Raw genomic sequence first — 16,620 nt, forward strand, 5'->3', positions numbered from 1 at the left:
GGTTGCTTGGATGTGCCGCGTGGCGCGGTCTCCGCCCGGTACTTCAGGGCCCGGGCCAGTTCCGCAGCAGCGCGTCGAGGGCGTCCAGGATTCGTGACCAGGATTCCTGTGAGTCGGGGGCGCTGTGGCTGAAGCCGCCGGCCAACTCCAGGCTGACGTAGCCGTGGAAGACGCTGCCCAGCAGCCGGACCGCGTGGGTCTGGTCCGGTTCCGTCAGGTCGTAGCCGCGCAGGATCGCCCGTGTCATCTGCGCGTGTCTGCCGCCGGCGCTGGCGGCCGCCGTCTGAGGGTCGAGTCTGAACTGGGCCGCGGCGTAACGGCCGGGGTGCTCCCTGGCGTAGTCGCGGTAGACGTTCGCGAAGGCCGCGAGGGCGTCCTTGCCGGCCCGTCCGGCCAGGGCGTCGGCGGCCCGGTCGGCGAGTTCCTCCAGGGCGAGCAGGGCGATCCTGGTCTTGAGATCCTGGGAGTTCTTCAGGTGCGAGTACAGGCTCGCGACCTTGACATCGAACCGCCTGGCGAGCGCGGAGACGGTCACCTGGTCGAAGCCGACCTCGTCGGCCAGTTCGGCTCCTGCCCGGGTCAGGCGTTCCGTTGTCAGTCCTACGCGTGCCATGCCTTCCTCCCATTCGGCATAATCAATCATGCGCCTGCCTAATACTTTTAGGCAAATTACGTGACTACCGCGAGAGACACCTACTGAGGGCAGCCCGGCCTGGGACGACGGCTGGTTGCGCACCCTCGGGGCTTGCGTGAAAGGCTCAGCGCACACAGGCGGCCGGACGACAACCTGCACCGGTCGCCCCATGGCACGGCACGAGAAGAGGCGGCGGCATGCGCATCGGACTGCTCGGTACAGGACCGTGGGCCGAGATGGCCCATGCCCCCGCCTTGAGCGAGCACCGCGAACTGGACTTCGTGGGCGTGTGGGGCAGGCGCATGGACGCGGCCGAGGCACTGGCCGAACGGCACGGGACACGCGCGTACGAGGACGTCGACGCCCTGCTCGCCGAGGTGGACGCCGTGGCGATCGCCCTGCCTCCCTCCGTTCAGGCCCCGCTCGCGGCGCGGGCGGCGCGGGCGAACTGCCATCTGCTGCTCGACAAGCCCCTCGCGGCGAGCGTCGAGGAGGGGCGGGCGGTCGTCGAGGCGACCGGGGAGGCCGGTGTCGCCTCGGTCGTCTTCTTCACGGCCCGTTTCCAGAACACCACTGAGGCCTGGATCACCGAACAGGCCGCTCTGGACGGGTGGTTCACGGGACGCGCGGAGTGGCTCGGTTCGGTGTTCTCCGGCGACAGTCCGTTCGCCGACTCGCCGTGGCGACGGGAGAAGGGGGGCCTGTGGGACGTCGGCCCGCACGCCCTGTCCGTACTGCTGCCGGTTCTCGGCGACGTCGAGCGGGTGGCGGCCGCCGCACGCGGCCCGAAGGACACCGTCCACCTGATCCTTCAGCACATCGGCGGGGCGTCGAGCACCCTGACTCTCAGCCTCACCGCTCCGCCCGCGGCTGCCGGCGCCACGGTCGAACTGCGCGGCAAGGCGGGAGCGGCCGTTCTGCCCTCGTCCGCCGAAGGACCGGTCCAGGCTCTGATCCGGGCCGCCGACGCCCTCCTCGCCGCTGCCCGCACCGGCCGTCCGCACCCGTGCGACGCCACCTTCGGCCTGCGGGTGACGGAGATCCTGGTTGCGGCCGAGGCCCAGCTGACAGAGCCGCACTGACGGGATTCCCCGTTTCTCATAAGGCTGCTTTATGAGGTCATAGGCCGGACCCTCGTACCAAGTAAGGTTTGCCTTAGTTTAGGGTTGCCGACGAGTTGCCTGTTCACCACTCGAAGGGAACCTGATCATGTCCCGCCCCCTGCGGGTAGCCATTGTCGGAGCCGGCCCCGCCGGGATCTACGCCGCCGACGCGCTGCTGAAGTCCGAAGTGGCCGCCGAACCCGGCGTGTCCATCGATCTCTTCGAGCGGATGCCCGCCCCGTTCGGCCTGATCCGTTACGGCGTGGCTCCCGACCATCCCCGCATCAAGGGCATCGTCAAGGCCCTGCACCAGGTGCTCGACAAGCCGCAGGTCCGTCTCTTCGGCAACGTCGACTACCCGCGCGACATCAGCCTGGACGATCTGCGCGCCTTCTACGACGCCGTCGTCTTCTCCACCGGCGCGACGGCCGACCGGGCGCTCGACATACCCGGCATCCACCTCGACGGCTCGTACGGCGCGGCGGACTTCGTCTCCTGGTACGACGGCCACCCGGACGTCCCGCGGACCTGGCCGCTCGAGGCGGAGAAGGTCGCCGTACTCGGCGTCGGCAATGTGGCACTCGACGTGGCGCGCATCCTGGCCAAGACGGCCGAGGAGCTGCTGTCGACCGAGATCCCGCCGAACGTCCACGAGGGCCTGAAGGTCAACCAGGCTCGCGAGATCCACGTCTTCGGCCGCCGTGGACCGGCGCAGGCGAAGTTCAGCCCGATGGAGCTGCGGGAGCTGGACCACTCCCCCAACATCGAGGTGATCGTCGACCCCGAGGACATCGACTACGACGAGGGATCGATCGAGACCCGGCGCGGCAACAAGCAGGCCGACATGGTTGCCAAGACGCTGGAGAACTGGGCGATCCGCGATGTCGGCGACCGCCCGCACAAACTGTTCCTGCACTTCTTCGAGTCGCCGACCGAGATCCTCGGCGAGGACGGCAACGTCGTCGGCCTGCGCACCGAGCGCACTGTCCTCGACGGCACCGGCAACGTCAAGGGCACCGGCGAGTTCAAGGACTGGGACGTCACCGCGGTCTACCGCGCGGTGGGTTACCTCTCCGACAAGCTGCCCAAGCTGCCCTGGGACGTCGAGTCGGGCACGGTGCCGGACAACGGCGGCCGGGTGATCGAGGACACCGGCGCGCACCTGCAGTCGACGTACGTCACGGGCTGGATCCGGCGCGGTCCCGTGGGCCTGATCGGTCACACCAAGGGCGACGCCAACGAGACGGTCGCCAACCTGCTGGACGACCACGCGAACGGCCGTCTGCACACGCCCACTTCGCCCGCTCCGGAGGCTGTGGACACGTTCCTCGGCGAACGGAACGTCCGCTTCACGACGTGGGACGGCTGGTACCGGCTGGACACCGCGGAGAAGGCGCTGGGTGAGCCCGAGGGCCGGGAGCGCGTGAAGATCGTCGAGCGTGAGGACATGCTCAGGGCGAGCGGCGCGTAGCGCTCAGGCCGCGCGGCCGGGCCGTTCCCCGTATGCAGGGGTGCGGCCCGGCCGCGCGGCGTTTTGTGTGCCGGGCGGTGGTGTCACACCGCCGATGAGCGGCTGACGACGTTGATGTTGAAGGTGTGGGTGCCCAGGCCGCCCGCGATTCCCATGAAGAGCAGGGCGAAGTGCTCCTGGCCGCGTGCGGTGGTGATGCCGCCGATGTCCAGCTGCGAGGCCGGAGGCCAGCCCAGGTCGCCGAGCAGCCTGGCCGTGGTCTGCTTGGCCGCGGCGCTGTTGCCGGACAGGAAGACGGTACTCGGGCCGTCCAGGCCACCGGGGTCGGTCATCGCGGACGCGTCCATGGTGCACAGCGTCTTGACCACCAGGGTCTCGGGAAACGCTTCTTGAATCTGCTCGCTCAGACTGCTGTTGGGGTGGGACAGCTCCGTGAAGTCGTCGGAGAGGCCGACACCGACGTCGACGAGTGTCTTCCCGGCCAGCGCCGCCGCTCCGATCGTGGTCAGTACGTCCAGTGATGCCGTCCCCGGGGTCGCGTTGACCACCACTTCCGCATATGTGGCCGCTTCCCCCAGACCGGCGACGGCGAAGCCCAGATCTGTACGCTCCTTCGGCCGACGCGACCCGAGTACGACCTCGTGCCCCGCCGCGGACCAGCCCGCTGCCAGTGCTCGGCCGACATTGCCCGTGCCCAGAATTCCGATACGCATGCTGTGACGCTAAAACGCGGCCCAGTCCCGGCGGATCGGGCTGTGGGCCCAGGCAGGACCGGTACCAGGGACGTAGGCCTACCACGTCTGACGTCAGCCTGCCGTCACTCGCGGGGAACAACCGGCTCCATCTGTACGTACCATCTCTACGCCGGTGCGCCCCGCAGCAGATGCGGCTCGCGAAGGACCAAGGACCGAGGAAGGTCAGCACCATGACTGAGAGCACTCCCCCAGCCACTGAGCTCACGTCGCAGTACATCGCCCAGGTGGTCGGCGACCTCGACCGCAATGCCAAGGAACAGGAACGCGTGCGCGCGGAGATCAGCGCATTGCAGGAGCAGCTGCTCGCCCTGCAGCACGACCACAGCGTGCTGGTGAACATGCAGCAGGCGCTGGGTGCGGACGCGCCCACTCAGCCCGCGCCCGAAGACGCCGCGACGCCCTCTCCTACCCGGCAGAAGAGGCCCAAGTCCACGACCGAGTCGGGCACCGGCAAGCGGGCCCGCGCGAAGAAGGCCGCCACCGCACAGAGCGACAGGACAGCGGCCAAGCCGGCAGCCAAGAAGCAGGCGGACAAGAAGCCCACAGCCAAGGCCGAGACCCCAACGTCCGTCCAGCCCACCCTCGTTGAACTCATCCGCCGTCACCTCCGCGAACAGAGCGAACCACGCTCCGCGGCGGAGATCGCCACCGCGCTCGGCGAGGCCCACCCAGAACGTCGTATCAAGACCACCGTCGTACGCACGACGGTCGAAGGACTCGTGGCCAAGAGCCAGGCCCAGCGTACGAAGCAGGGCTCGTCCGTCTTCTACACCGCCCCGGACGCACCGGCGCCGTCGGAGCCGACGGCGCCGACGGCGCCGACGGCGCCGACACAGACCGAAACACAGCCCGCCGGGGACTGACTGACGGGCCGTCGTCTGCGCTGCGGTGTGCGGCGGCGCCCCCGGGCGCCGTACGTCAGGCGTTGGGGTCGAAGGCGATGCCGGCCGGCTTGGCTGCGGCGAGGTGGTTGTTGAAACTGCCGTCCTTGAGGCCGAAGTTGGCGCTGCCGAAGTTGGCCTGGCTCAGCCTGTCGCGCACACCCGCGGGGTAGCCGTTCCAGCCGACCAGCGGGGGGTACTGCCAGCTGCCCTTGTGGTTCTCCGGCAGCTCGTCGCCCGATGTCGCGGGGCGGAAGGCGTGGGTGCTGACGCCGTCCTTGTGGTACACGATCTTGGGGTGGTTCCCGTCCCAGCGGATCTGGTCACGGCCGTACACGCTGAAGCCGCCGTGGGCCGAAGTGGACACGTACATCGCCTGGTTGTTCTGCACCCACAGCACGACGTGCTCCCAGTCGTGGCGGTGTCCGCCGAGACTGCTGCCGGCCACGGCCTGGTCCTTCTCGAAGTACAGGCCGTACATGATGGCGCACCAGCCGTTGTTGCACTTGTAGCGGGAGTACCCGTTGGTGTTGTCCAGGTCCGAGGCGTCGCGGCACTCGCCGCTGAGGGATCCGGTCGGGTTGAGGCCGCCGTTGAGGGTGCCGTCGGGGCCGATGGCGGGCGTGGAGTAGCAGCCGTCCGTGTCGTAGTCGTACGTCGGCTGGAACGTCTGCTCCAGTGCTTCCGCGTTGGCGGGCAAGGACCGCGGCGGGGCCGCGAGAGCAGTGCCGGGGAAGGCGACGACCAGCGCAACGGCGCTGCCGAGTATGAGAGTTGCTCTGCGGATCCGTGAACTCGTCTTCAACGCGTCCTCCTGATCAACCACGGTGCGGGGGTGCGCATGATGGCACGCTTGACATGCCCAGAACAGTCATCTGGATGCGCATTGACACGTGATCTCTGAGAGGTGTTGTAACGATGAAGCGCCCGCCAATACCTGGGAGTTGACGGGCCGAGTCGGCCGCCTACGCGTTGCGGCGGATCAAGTGCGGCTCCCGGCACCTTCCCGTTTGTGTCCTGACGCGTCGTCATGCCGAGGCAAGAGCAGCGGGGTTGTGAGAATGAGGAGGCCGGCGATCGCGATCGCGGTGCGGGGGCCGGTGAGGCCGGCCAGCAGGCCCCACAGGGCGGTCAGGGCCGCGACGGTGAGTTTGCTGGTGATCGACCACGCGGACAGGGTGCGGGCGATCCGGTCCGTCGCCGTCTGTTCGAGCCGGTAGGTGGCATACACCGGGTTGAACACACCCATGCTGGTGATCAGCCCGAATTCGACGGCGATGACGAGCACGAGTCCGGCGGTGCCGGGGCGGACGAAGGCCAGCCCGAGCAACCAGCACGCGCGCAGCGTCCCGGCGGTGAGCATGACCCTGTGCCGCCCGAACCGCGCGACGAGCCGACGGGCCAGTCGTGAGCCGATCAGACCGCCGACGCAAGGCACGGCGAAGGCGAGGCCGTACTGCCATGGCGCGAATCCGAGGTCGCCGAGCATGAGGACGGCGAGCGGCGGCGAGGTCGCCATGATCAGGCCGCTGACGAGGATCGTGTTGAAGAACAGCGGGCGCAGCGCCCGGTGGGCCAGGATGTACCGCCACCCTTCGAGCAGGTCGCCGGCTCTGAGTCGGGCCGGTGCGGCGGTTCGCACGGGGCGCGGCTCCGTGCCGCCGATCGCGCGGATGCCCATGGCCGAGAGCAGGAAGCTGACCGCGTCGGCCACCACGGTCATCACCGGGCCGAACAGCCCGATCGCGGCCCCGCCGAGCGGCGGTCCGAGCACCGTGGCGGTCCAGTTCGTGGACTCGAACCGTCCGTTCGCGACGATCAGGTCCTCCGGCGGTACGAGTGCCTTGAGGCAGGCGCCGCTCGCCGCGGTGAAGGTGATGTCGGCCGCGGCGACGAGGACCGACACGATCACGAGCTGGACGAAGTCGAGCCGGCCGAGCGCGTAGGCGGCCGGGACGCTCATCAGTGCCGCGAACCGGATCAGGTCCATCGCGATCATCACAGGGCGCTTGCGGCGGAACTCCACCCAGGGGCCGAGCGGCACCGCGACCACAGCCCCCACCGCAAGACCTGCGGCCGCCAGCACCGCCACCTCCGTCGGCCCGGCGTGCAACACGAGAATCGCGATCAGGGGGAACGCGTCGAACGCCAGCCGCGTACCGAACGTACTGGTCGCGTACGCCGCCCAGAGCCACCCGAACTGCCGCCCCAGCGAGCGTCCCAGCCCCATCGCCATGTCCAGCGCACCCCCGCTGCCTCGCCGGAACAACCTCACCTTGATCAGCGAGATCCAAGCGAGCGGGGGCCGAGCGGTCAAACAACCGCTCGGCCAGGGAGGCACAACTGGGCGTTGTGCTGCGAGGTCGGTACGCTGTGCGCTCCGCTGGGAGGGTGGTTCGAAGCTGCGGCTTCGTCGTGGCTGGTCGCTCCCCCACTCTCGACTGCTCCCCCAGTGCCTTAAGGGCCTGGGGGGACCCCCAGAGCAGGGGACCCCCATCGCGGCGGAGCCGCACATCGATACAGCCCCGCGCCCCTGAAGGGGCGCGGTACGCACCGGACTTCGACAAGTCCCCGTACGCTCGGTCGGCGTGGATCTAGAAGCCGTACGCACCTTCGTCGCCGTCGCGGACGCGGGCCGATTCCGGGAAGCCGCCGCCGGACTGTCCCTCACCCAGCAAGCCGTCTCCAAGCGCATCGCCGTGCTGGAGAAGGACCTCGGTGTGCGGCTGTTCACCCGTACCGCGCGCGGAGCTCAACTCACCGTCGACGGACGGGTGTTCCTGCCGCATGCCCGCGAGCTGCTGCGGGCCGAGGAGCGGGCGGCCGCGTCCGTACGTCCTGGCCGCCGGGCGTTGCGCGTCGACGTGATCGGACGGGGGCTCGCGCCGGCAGGTCTGCTGCGCGACTTCCACCGGGCGCATCCGGAGGCCCAACTCGATGTCGTGACCCACTTCCTGGACGCCGACGCGGCTATCGACGCGGTCCGGGCGGGCACGATCGACGCATCGTTCCGCGCCGTCACGACGCCCGCGCGGCATCTCCCCGACGGCATCGAGGCCGTCCGCGTCCACGACGAACCGCTCCAACTCCTCACCGGACCGGCCCATGAGTTCGCCGACACCCGTGCGGTCACGCCCGCCGCGCTTGCCGGGCACCGGATCTGGATGCCCGGCATCGTCACCGGAACCGAATGGGCCGCCTACTACGAAGAACTCGCCCTCACCTTCGGGCTCACCATCGACGCGACCGGCCCCAACTTCGGCCTCGAGCCGCTCCTCGACATGATCGCCGACTCCTCGGCCCTGGCGACCTTCGTCGGCGAAGGCACCCGATTCGTCTGGCCCGCCGACTACGACCTGCGGCGCATCCCGGTACACGACCCGACACCGGTCTACCCGCACTCGCTGATCTGGCACGGCGACAATCCGCATCCCCAACTGGCCGCCCTCCGCGCCTACTTGGAATCCGCACAGCCCGGCCAACGCGACGCCGAGACGTGGACACCGAAATGGGCGCAGCGCTGAACACCACCGCGTCAACCGAGCGGCAACAACGACGCGAGCCGCAACAGCCGGGCCAAGGCGGCAAGTTCAACAGTCGTCTCAGGAACCCAGACGTCTCCACGCCCGTTGCAGCAGGGTCCTGAGCAGAGCCGCCTCCTCGCCACCGAGGGCCGTCACAATGCTCTCCTGTTCCTGCTCCACCGCCGCCGTCCAGCGTCCGAGCGCCTCGTTGCCGCGCTCGGACGCGAAGACCAGCACACGTCGCCGGTCCGCGTCGTCCACCCGGCGCAGGACGAGGTTGAGGGACACCATGCGGTCGACCACTTTGGTCAGGGTGGGAGCCGACAGGAGTGCGAACTCGGCGATCTCCGTCATCGCGTGGCCGGTGCCGTCGTCCAGGAACGACAGCACGCGCCACTCCTCGAGCGTCGCACCCTCCGCCTTCAACGCCTCACCGAGCCTCGATACGACGCTCCGCTCCACGAGCGTGAGCGCCCGCGCGAAGTCGAGGTCGGATACGGCCGTCGCCGGGGTCGTCGTCATCGCCCTGCCAAAGCTTCGTCGGTGTCGTTGCGGCGCCATGGTGACCGATCGTCAGCGCACGGCAGACCGGCCGGATCGCATGGAGTGATTCCACGATACAGTCATATCCTTATCGCCGCGAAATATTCTCGTAGCAACCAATCGCTAGTGTGAGCGCCTATGATCGAGAAGGCGTCTGTCCGGCTCGGCACTCCGGCAGGCCCCCGGACCCGGGACGCGCTGAATGTCGCCCTCGTGATCCCGCTCCAGGGCCCGGCCGGAATCTTCGGCCCGTCCTGCGAGTGCTGCGCCCGGCTCGCGGCCGAGGAGGTCAACGCCGAATCGGGAGTACTGGGCAAGGAGCTGCGGCTCGTACTCGTCGACGGCGGGGCGCCGCGCGAGCAGGTGGCCACCGAGATCGACGCGCTGATCTCCGGCGGCGTCGTCGACGCGGTGGCCGGCTGGCACATCTCCGCCGTCCGGGAGGTCGTAGCCCCGCGCATCGACGGCCGGGTGCCGTACGTCTACACCGCGTTGTACGAGGGCGGCGAGCGGTCCCCCGGCGTATTCCTCACCGGTGAGACCCCGAACCGCCAACTGCGGCCCGCCTTGCAGTGGTTCGCCGGCGAACTCGGCATCCGGCGGTGGACGATCGTCGGCGACGACTACGTCTGGCCCCGCTCCTCCGCCCGCGCCGCCCACCGCTATCTGCGCGAACTCGGCGGCGAGGTCTGCGACGAGATGTACGTGCCACTCGGCACGAAGGACTTCGGCCAGGTCCTCGCCCGGGTCACGGCCAGCGACTGCGAGGCCGTCCTCATGCTGCTGATCGGCGACGACGCCGTACTGTTCAACCGCGCGTTCACCGCCGCCGGGCTCGACCGCGACCACATCAGGTTCAGCTCCCTGATCGAGGAGAACGTGCTCCTGGCGACCGGGCCCGAGAACACCCGGGGGCTGATGACTTCGGCCGGTTACTTCGAGGACCTACCCACCGCCTACGGCCTTGACTTCGCCGCCGCGTACTTCCGCCGGTTCGGGCCCCGGGCGCCGGTGCTCAACAGCCTCGGCGAATCCTGCTACGAGGGCGTCCGCATGCTCACCGAACTGCTGCGCCGCGCCGGCACCACGGACATGGACCGCATTCAGGCGACCGCCGAGGGCCTCGAGTACGAGACTCCGCGCGGCACCGTGCAGATCAGGGACCGTCATCTGAAGCAGCGGGTGTTCCTCGCCGCGGCCGACGGGCTGCAGTGGGACGTGCTCCAGCAGCTGCCGTAGCCGCCCCCTCCCCGTGGTGGGCCTTTCTTTTACACGCACGTAACGCGCCGCCCTCTTGCCCAATTGCTTCGGCTGGAAATACTTTTTTCTCGAAGCTTTTGGAGGCTGGTCGTCCATGGCCACGTATCAATACCGCTGCTCGGGCTGCGGCACCTTCGACGTGATCCGTCCGATGGGCAGCGCCCTCCCCGAAGAACCCTGCGACGCGTGCGGAGGCCAGGCTCGCAGGGTCTTCACCGCCCCGATGCTCACCCGCACCCCCGTTCCCCTGTCCCGCGCCCTGAACGCCCAAGAGGCGAGCGCCCACGCACCGCGCGTCGTCAGCGAGGTGCCCCGGGCCCGCCGCAGTCCGGCTGCGCCCGCCGACCCCCGGCACACCCAGTTGCCCAAGCCCTGATCCCCCAGGATCCCCGATCCCCCTGGATTCCCCCGTCCTTGGAGGCAGCCCATGCCCGAAGTCGTCTTCAGCGTCGACCAAGCCATGTCCATGCGAGACCAGAAGGTCCCCGGCCACAACCGCTGGCACCCCGACATCCCGCCCGCCGTCACCGTGAAGCCGGGCTCGGACTTCCGTATCGAGTGCCGGGACTGGACCGACAACCAGATCGGCAACAACGACTCGGCCAACGACGTCCGTGACGTCGACCTCACCCACGCCCACATGCTCAGCGGCCCCATCGCGGTGGAGGGCGCCGAGCCCGGCGACCTGCTCGTCGTGGACATCCTCGACCTGGGCCCCGTACCGCAGTCGGAAGGAGAAGGCTCCGGGCAAGGCTGGGGCTACACCGGCGTCTTCGCCAAGAACAACGGCGGCGGCTTCCTCACCGACCGCTTCCCCGACTCGTACAAGGCCGTCTGGGACTTCCACGGCCAGCAGGCCACCTCCCGGCACATCCCCGGCGTCCGCTACACCGGCATCACCCACCCCGGCCTGTTCGGCACCGCGCCGTCCGCCGAGTTGCTGGCCCGCTGGAACGCCCGCGAGCAGGCCCTCATCGACACCGACCCGCACCGGGTTCCGGCGCTCGCGCTGCCTCCGCTCGCCGACAACTCGCTGGCCGGCACGGCGGACGGCGAGACCGCCTCCCGTATCGCCGCCGAAGGCGCCCGTACGGTCCCGGCCCGGGAGAACGGCGGCAACCACGACATCAAGAACTTCACCCGCGGCTCACGGGTCTTCTACCCCGTCCTCGTCCCCGGCGCCCTGCTCTCCGGCGGCGACCTGCACTTCAGCCAGGGCGACGGCGAGATCACCTTCTGCGGCGCCATCGAGATGGGCGGCTTCATCGACCTGCACGTCGACCTGATCAAGGGCGGCATGGAGAAGTACGGGGTCACGACCAACCCGATCTTCATGCCCGGCAACGTCGCGCCCCAGTACACCGAGTTCATCTCGTTCGTCGGCATCTCCGTCGACCACGAGACCGACACCAACCACTACCTCGACGCGACGATGGCGTACCGCAACGCCTGTCTCAACGCCGTCGACTACCTCATGTCCTTCGGCTACAGCGGCGAGCAGGCCTACCTGCTGCTCGGCTCGGCCCCGATCGAGGGCCGGCTCAGCGGCGTCGTGGACATCCCCAACGCGTGCAGCACCCTCTACCTCCCCACGGCGATCTTCGACTTCGACATCCGGCCGACGGCCGAGGGCCCGAGAAAAGCCGACCGCGGCCAGTGCGCCGTCACCTCCTGAACGTCCCGAAAGGCAGCCCCATGAGTGACCATCTCACCTTCCAGCTGGGCGACTTCACCACCCAGAGCGGCGCCACACTGCGCGGCGCGCACCTCGCCTACACCACGTACGGCGAACTCAACGCGGACAAGTCCAACGTGATCGTCTACCCGACCTGGTACTCCGGCCGCCACTGGGACAACGAGTGGCTCATCGGCCCCGGCATGGCCCTGGACCCGGCCGAGTACTTCATCATCGTCCCGAACATGCTCGGCAACGGCCTCTCCACCTCGCCGAGCAACACCCCGCCGCCGTACGACCGCGCCCGCTTCCCCGACATCACGGTGTACGACCAGATCGAGGCCCAGCACAAGCTGGTCACCGAGGAGTTCGGCATCGAGAAGCTCCAACTCGTGACCGGCTGGTCGATGGGCGCCGGGCAGACCTTCCAATGGGCCGTCAGCTACCCGGAGATGGTCGAGCGGATCGCCCCCTTCTGCGGCTCCCCGCGCACCAGCCTCCACAACAAGGTCTTCCTGGAGGGCGTCAAGGCCGCGCTGACCGCCGACGCGATCTACAACGGCGGCTGGTACGACGAGAACAAGTGGCCGACCACCGGACTGCGCGCGCTCGCCCGGGTGTACGCGGGATGGGGCTTCTCGCAGGCGTTCTACTGGGAGAAGGAGTACGAAAAGCTCGGCTACACCTCCCTGGAGGACTTCCTCGTCGGCTTCTGGGAGGGCTTCTTCCTCGACGGCCGCGACCCCAACAACCTGCTCACCATGCTCTGGACCTGGCAGAACGGCGACGTCGGACTCACCCCCGGCTTCGACGGGAACACCGAGGCCGCGCTGGCCTCCATCAAGGCGACCACGCTCGACATGCCCGCCGAGAAGGACCTCTACTTCCCGCCGGAGGACGAGGCCTGGGCCGTCAGCCACATACCGGGCGCCGAACTCCGCGTGATCCCCGGCATCTGGGGCCACTTCGCCGGCGGCGGCAGCAGCCCCAAGGACACCGAGTTCATCGACACGGGCATCAAGGAACTGCTGGCCAAGCCGGGCGGATTGGCGTAGCCATGAGCAACGGACGCATCAGACTGCCGCACGAGGTCAGCGCCTCGATCATCGCCTTCGCCACCGTCTTCCTGCTGATGAGCCCGCTCAACATGCCGACCTGGGCGATCTTCATCACCTGGGCTGGAACGTTCATGCAGGGCGGCCCGAGCATCGCCAACGCCATCTCCATGATCACCGCCACCACGACAGGGGCGGGGTTCGCGGTGGTGGCCGTCCTGCTCAACCGGGAGACGGGCACGATGTTCGGCACCGGGTCGTTCGCCCAGACCCTGGCGCTGGGCGTGGTGATCTTCTTCGTCAACGGCACCCTGCTGGCAACCGGTCGGCTGAAGCCGTTCGCTCTCATCCCAGCGATGTTCTTCGGCTTCGCGTCGACCTTCGCCACGTACTTCGGCGGATTCGGCTATGACGCGGGGAATCTGGGCGCCGCCTTCGTCAGCGCCGCCGCGATGTGCGCCCTCGGCCCGCTCGCGGCCACTCTCGGACTGCGGCTGATGTTCGCCCCACCAGCCACGGCACCCGAGCCCGACGTACGCGAAACCGGGGAGGTGACACCTTCGGCCAGCGAAGCACGCGCCTGAGCACGGGGCCCGCCATGAGCTGCGCTGAGCGATTGGCGGGCCCCCCTCATCGATCTCATCGGCGAGCCGACCGAACCGAGGCCGAGTGGCGAAGGCGCCGTGTCGAGTCCGGGCACGCCTGGGGCAAGGTCGTACTGGAGATGCGCCGCGCGTAAGGGCGTGATCCGGCTCGGGGAATCAACGACCCGCGCGGATCAGCCCTGTCAGGTACCGCCAGAGCGATGAGCGCTGCCGGGCGGACGGGTCCGGCACCACCGCTCCGGCCGTCTCCGGTTCGGGAGTGGCCGCCGCCGGTTGCTCGGCCGGTGAGGCGAGTTCGTACCGTACGGGCAGGGAGCGCAGGCCACGCATGAACGGGGAGGAGCGCCAAGGGAGTTGGTCGGCCGGGAGGGCGAGATCGAGGTCGGAGAACCGCTCGAACAGGCGGCTCACGCCCACCGCCGCCACGGTCGAGGCCAGCTCTCGGGCCGGGCACTGGCGCCGCCCTGCGCCCCATGAAAGGTGGGCCCGGGTGCTGATCGTGGTGCTCCCCTCCACGTGCTCGGCGAAGAGAGGGTCGGCGTGCGCGGCGGCCGAGGAGACCCACACCGGGTCGCCCGCGTGGATCGTGTAGTTCCCGATCGGGGTGTCCTTGGCGGCGAACCGCGGTACGAAATTCACCAGCGGCGGCTTGCGCATGACCGCCCGGTTCATGGCCTCCCTGACCATCCCGGCGGACAGGCTGGCCCGTACACCGCCCTCGCCCGAGACGACTTCGACCACGGTGTTGGAGACGAGGATGCCGACGTGGTCGGACGTCATGCCGAGCAGCATGAACAGCTCGCGGGCCAGTTCGTCGAGCGAGAGATCCGGGTGCGCGGCCAGCAGGTACGACGGGAAGTCGTCCCCCGGTTCCTTGAGCTTCGCCGCCGCGAGTTCGGCCAGCGTCTCCAGCAGCCGCTCCAGGGCGGGTTCGGCGTCCGGGCCCGCGTCCAGTACGCGCCACATGTCCATCAGGGCGTCGTCGCCCTGCGAGCCGGGGAAGCCCAGCAGATGGCTGGCCACCATCAGCGGCAGCGGTCGCGAGAACTGCGCGGACAGGTCCGCGACACCCGTGCTGCCGCCCTGGGCGATGAGGGTGATCAGTTCGTCGGCGTACGCGGTGACGGCCGTCCTGAGGCGCTTCGCCTGCGGGTGGCGCGGGTCCTGGAACGGCTTGAGCGCCGCGTCCCACGCGATCCGCAGCGTCCGGTATCCCGAACCGCCCTGGATCAGTACGTGGTTGACCTCGAGGGACGGTCCGAGCGGCCAGTCGGCGGGAACCCTGCCCTCGGAGCGGGCCCGCCAGTTCTCCAGCCCCTTCGGCCAGGCGTCGTCGTCCTGGAGCACCTGGAGGGACTCGCGGTATCCCAGCACCAGCCAGGCGGGCACACCGAGCAGATCGACGGGCGCGACGGGACCGTGCTGCTGTCTCAGCCGTTCGTAGACGAGGGCGGGGCGCGTCTCGTAGTCCCGGGTCAGCAGGGGCTGCGGGTTCAACGCCTCGAGCCGTGTGTCGTCCAGGTCCACGGATCCGCTGTCGCCAAACTGGGATTCCATTGTGTTGCGGCCCTCCGACACTCTCCGTAACGGCGAGCAACCGTTCGGTTTTGTTACTGACCGGTGGGAGACCATACCTCAGGTCGGCCAGGGGGAGTTGTCCGGGTGCGGTACCTACGTGAGGATCGGATCAACCTCGCCGAGGAGGACGTATGACCACCCTTGCCGATCCCGTCCCCGGCGGGCGCCCGGGCGATGTCGAGCGGGCCACCGCCCTGAGCGCGGAGCTGACCGGGCGGGGCGTGCACGGCATCGTCCTGGCCTACGTCGACACCGCGGGCATCGGCCGGGTGAAGACGATTCCGACGGCCAAGCTCGCCTCGGCCGCCCAGTGGGGTGTCGGTATGTCGCCGGTGTTCGACACGTTTCTGGCGAACGACTCCATCGTCTCCACCGACGTACTCGGCTCACCGGACGGCGATCTTCGTCTCTACCCCGACCTCGATCACCTGGTCGTCCTGTCCGGGCAGCCCGGCTGGGCATGGGTCCCGGTGGACCGGGTCACCCAGGAAGGCGAGCGGCATCCGGGGTGCGGTCGCACCTTTCTGCGCCGGATCGTCGTCGATGCCGCCGAGCGATACGGGATCTCGTTCAAGGCGGGCATCGAGATCGAGTGGGCGGTCGGACAGGGATCGGCCCCCGGCGACGACTTCGTGCCCGCGGTCTCGGGCCCGGCCTACGGCGCCGCCCGACAGGTCGAACTGAGCGACTGCACCGCCGAGTTGCTGGCCGCGCTGGCCGCCCAGGGTGTGGATGTCGACCAGCTCCATCCCGAGTACGCGGCCGGTCAGTTCGAGATCTCGGTGGGCGCGCTCGACCCGGTGGCCGCGGCCGACCGGAGCGTGCTGGTGCGGCAGACCATCCGGGCGGTGTCACAGCGGCACGGCCTCAGGGTCTCGTTCGCCCCGGCCGTCTTCGCCGAGGGCGTCGGCAACGGCGGCCATGTCCATCTCTCCGCCTGGCGCGAGGGGAGAAACCTGCACTCCGGCGGCAAGGGCCGGTACGGCATGACGGCCGAGGCGGAGTCGTTCGCCGCCGGGCTGCTCGCGCATCTGCCGGCGCTGACGGCCGTGACCGCGCCGAGCCCGGCCAGCCATCTGCGGCTCAAACCCTCACAGTGGGCCGGGGTGTTCACCGCCTGGGGCCGCGAGACCCGCGAATCCGCGGTGCGCGTCATCACCGGCACGGCGGGCCATCGCGACCAGGCGGCGAACCTGGAGGTGAAGCCCGTCGATCTCGCCGCCAACCCGTATATCGCGCTCGGCTGCCTCGTCGCCGCCGGACTCGACGGCCTGGAGTCGTCCGCGGCCCTGCCCGACGAGATCACCGGAGATCCCGCGCGGTTCGGCGCCGAGGAGGCGGCGACCCGGGGCGTACGCCGCCTGCCGACATCGCTGGACGAGGCCGTCGAGGAGTTCCGCAAGGACGAGCTGCTGCGCGCCGCGCTCGGACCGGTCCTGGCCGACGCCGTGATCGCCGTGCGCCTGGGCGAGATCGCGGCCGTGGCCGGGCTGGACGACGGGCAGGTGGCGGCGGCGTACCGCTGGAAGTATTGAC

16 protein-coding genes are annotated in these 16,620 nt (G+C 69.4%); 10 read left to right on the plus strand and 6 right to left on the minus strand.

Annotated elements, in window-relative coordinates; all coding sequences use genetic code 11:
• Nucleotides 1-43 precede the first annotated feature (43 nt).
• A complete protein-coding gene (locus tag OP79_RS07375; RefSeq protein ID WP_033319201.1) occupies nt 44-613 on the minus strand; it encodes a TetR/AcrR family transcriptional regulator in 570 nt (189 codons plus the stop codon).
• A gap of 218 nt (nt 614-831) precedes the next feature.
• Here OP79_RS07375 and OP79_RS07380 point away from each other — a divergent pair, with 218 nt between their 5' ends.
• Together OP79_RS07380 and OP79_RS07385 are read left to right on the plus strand one after the other, a co-directional pair.
• A complete protein-coding gene (locus OP79_RS07380) occupies nt 832-1,716 on the plus strand; it encodes a Gfo/Idh/MocA family protein (protein ID WP_033319202.1) in 885 nt (294 codons plus the stop codon).
• A 127-nt stretch (nt 1,717-1,843) separates the two neighbouring features.
• Nucleotides 1,844-3,208 (plus strand): FAD-dependent oxidoreductase, encoded by a 1,365-nt coding sequence (locus tag OP79_RS07385; protein ID WP_033319203.1) that lies wholly within the window; start codon nt 1,844-1,846, stop codon nt 3,206-3,208.
• 83 nt (nt 3,209-3,291) lie between these two features.
• Here OP79_RS07385 and OP79_RS07390 read toward each other — a convergent pair whose 3' ends face one another.
• On the minus strand, nt 3,292-3,921 hold the full coding sequence (locus OP79_RS07390; RefSeq protein ID WP_033319204.1) for an NADPH-dependent F420 reductase: 630 nt from the start codon (nt 3,919-3,921) through the stop codon (nt 3,292-3,294).
• Nucleotides 3,922-4,133: 212 nt separating this feature from the next.
• On the opposite strand from OP79_RS07390, the gene OP79_RS07395 reads away from it, so the two are divergent.
• Nucleotides 4,134-4,826, plus strand: coding sequence for a hypothetical protein (locus tag OP79_RS07395; RefSeq protein WP_033319205.1), 693 nt, complete (start codon nt 4,134-4,136; stop codon nt 4,824-4,826).
• A gap of 55 nt (nt 4,827-4,881) precedes the next feature.
• Here OP79_RS07395 and OP79_RS07400 read toward each other — a convergent pair whose 3' ends face one another.
• Nucleotides 4,882-5,649 (minus strand): NPP1 family protein, encoded by a 768-nt coding sequence (locus OP79_RS07400; RefSeq protein ID WP_033319206.1) that lies wholly within the window; start codon nt 5,647-5,649, stop codon nt 4,882-4,884.
• Nucleotides 5,650-5,826: 177 nt separating this feature from the next.
• Nucleotides 5,827-7,074 carry an MFS transporter gene (locus tag OP79_RS07405; protein ID WP_033319207.1) on the minus strand — a complete coding sequence of 416 codons (1,248 nt, stop codon included), beginning with the start codon at nt 7,072-7,074 and terminating at the stop codon, nt 5,827-5,829.
• Nucleotides 7,075-7,432: 358 nt separating this feature from the next.
• On the opposite strand from OP79_RS07405, the gene OP79_RS07410 reads away from it, so the two are divergent.
• Nucleotides 7,433-8,368, plus strand: coding sequence for a LysR family transcriptional regulator (locus OP79_RS07410; protein WP_033319208.1), 936 nt, complete (start codon nt 7,433-7,435; stop codon nt 8,366-8,368).
• A 78-nt stretch (nt 8,369-8,446) separates the two neighbouring features.
• Here the strand turns inward: OP79_RS07410 and OP79_RS07415 are convergent, their stop codons facing one another.
• The gene (locus OP79_RS07415) at nt 8,447-8,890 is read right to left on the minus strand and encodes a MarR family winged helix-turn-helix transcriptional regulator (protein ID WP_033319209.1); all 444 of its coding nucleotides are present in this window, start codon (nt 8,888-8,890) and stop codon (nt 8,447-8,449) included.
• 159 nt (nt 8,891-9,049) lie between these two features.
• Between OP79_RS07415 and OP79_RS07420 the strand changes: the two genes are divergently transcribed.
• The 5 genes from OP79_RS07420 to OP79_RS07440 all read left to right on the plus strand — a co-directional run bounded on the left by OP79_RS07420 (nt 9,050) and on the right by OP79_RS07440 (nt 13,485).
• Nucleotides 9,050-10,150 carry a substrate-binding domain-containing protein gene (locus OP79_RS07420; RefSeq protein WP_051744474.1) on the plus strand — a complete coding sequence of 367 codons (1,101 nt, stop codon included), beginning with the start codon at nt 9,050-9,052 and terminating at the stop codon, nt 10,148-10,150.
• Between the two features lie 115 nt (nt 10,151-10,265).
• On the plus strand, nt 10,266-10,547 hold the full coding sequence (locus tag OP79_RS07425) for an FmdB family zinc ribbon protein (RefSeq protein WP_033319210.1): 282 nt from the start codon (nt 10,266-10,268) through the stop codon (nt 10,545-10,547).
• Between the two features lie 51 nt (nt 10,548-10,598).
• Nucleotides 10,599-11,846, plus strand: coding sequence for a formamidase (gene fmdA / locus OP79_RS07430; RefSeq protein WP_033319211.1), 1,248 nt, complete (start codon nt 10,599-10,601; stop codon nt 11,844-11,846).
• 20 nt (nt 11,847-11,866) lie between these two features.
• A complete protein-coding gene (locus tag OP79_RS07435; RefSeq protein ID WP_033319212.1) occupies nt 11,867-12,901 on the plus strand; it encodes an alpha/beta fold hydrolase in 1,035 nt (344 codons plus the stop codon).
• A gap of 2 nt (nt 12,902-12,903) precedes the next feature.
• The gene (locus OP79_RS07440) at nt 12,904-13,485 is read left to right on the plus strand and encodes a DUF1097 domain-containing protein (protein ID WP_051744475.1); all 582 of its coding nucleotides are present in this window, start codon (nt 12,904-12,906) and stop codon (nt 13,483-13,485) included.
• Between the two features lie 177 nt (nt 13,486-13,662).
• Here OP79_RS07440 and OP79_RS07445 read toward each other — a convergent pair whose 3' ends face one another.
• On the minus strand, nt 13,663-15,063 hold the full coding sequence (locus OP79_RS07445; RefSeq protein WP_033319213.1) for a cytochrome P450: 1,401 nt from the start codon (nt 15,061-15,063) through the stop codon (nt 13,663-13,665).
• A gap of 152 nt (nt 15,064-15,215) precedes the next feature.
• Between OP79_RS07445 and OP79_RS07450 the strand changes: the two genes are divergently transcribed.
• Nucleotides 15,216-16,619: a type I glutamate--ammonia ligase gene (locus OP79_RS07450; RefSeq protein ID WP_033319214.1), complete on the plus strand. Its 1,404-nt coding sequence runs from the start codon at nt 15,216-15,218 to the stop codon at nt 16,617-16,619.
• The last annotated feature ends 1 nt before the right edge of the window (nt 16,620 follow it).

The sequence above is a fragment of the Streptomyces yerevanensis genome, assembly GCF_000716805.1.
GTDB lineage: Bacteria > Actinomycetota > Actinomycetes > Streptomycetales > Streptomycetaceae > Streptomyces > Streptomyces flaveus.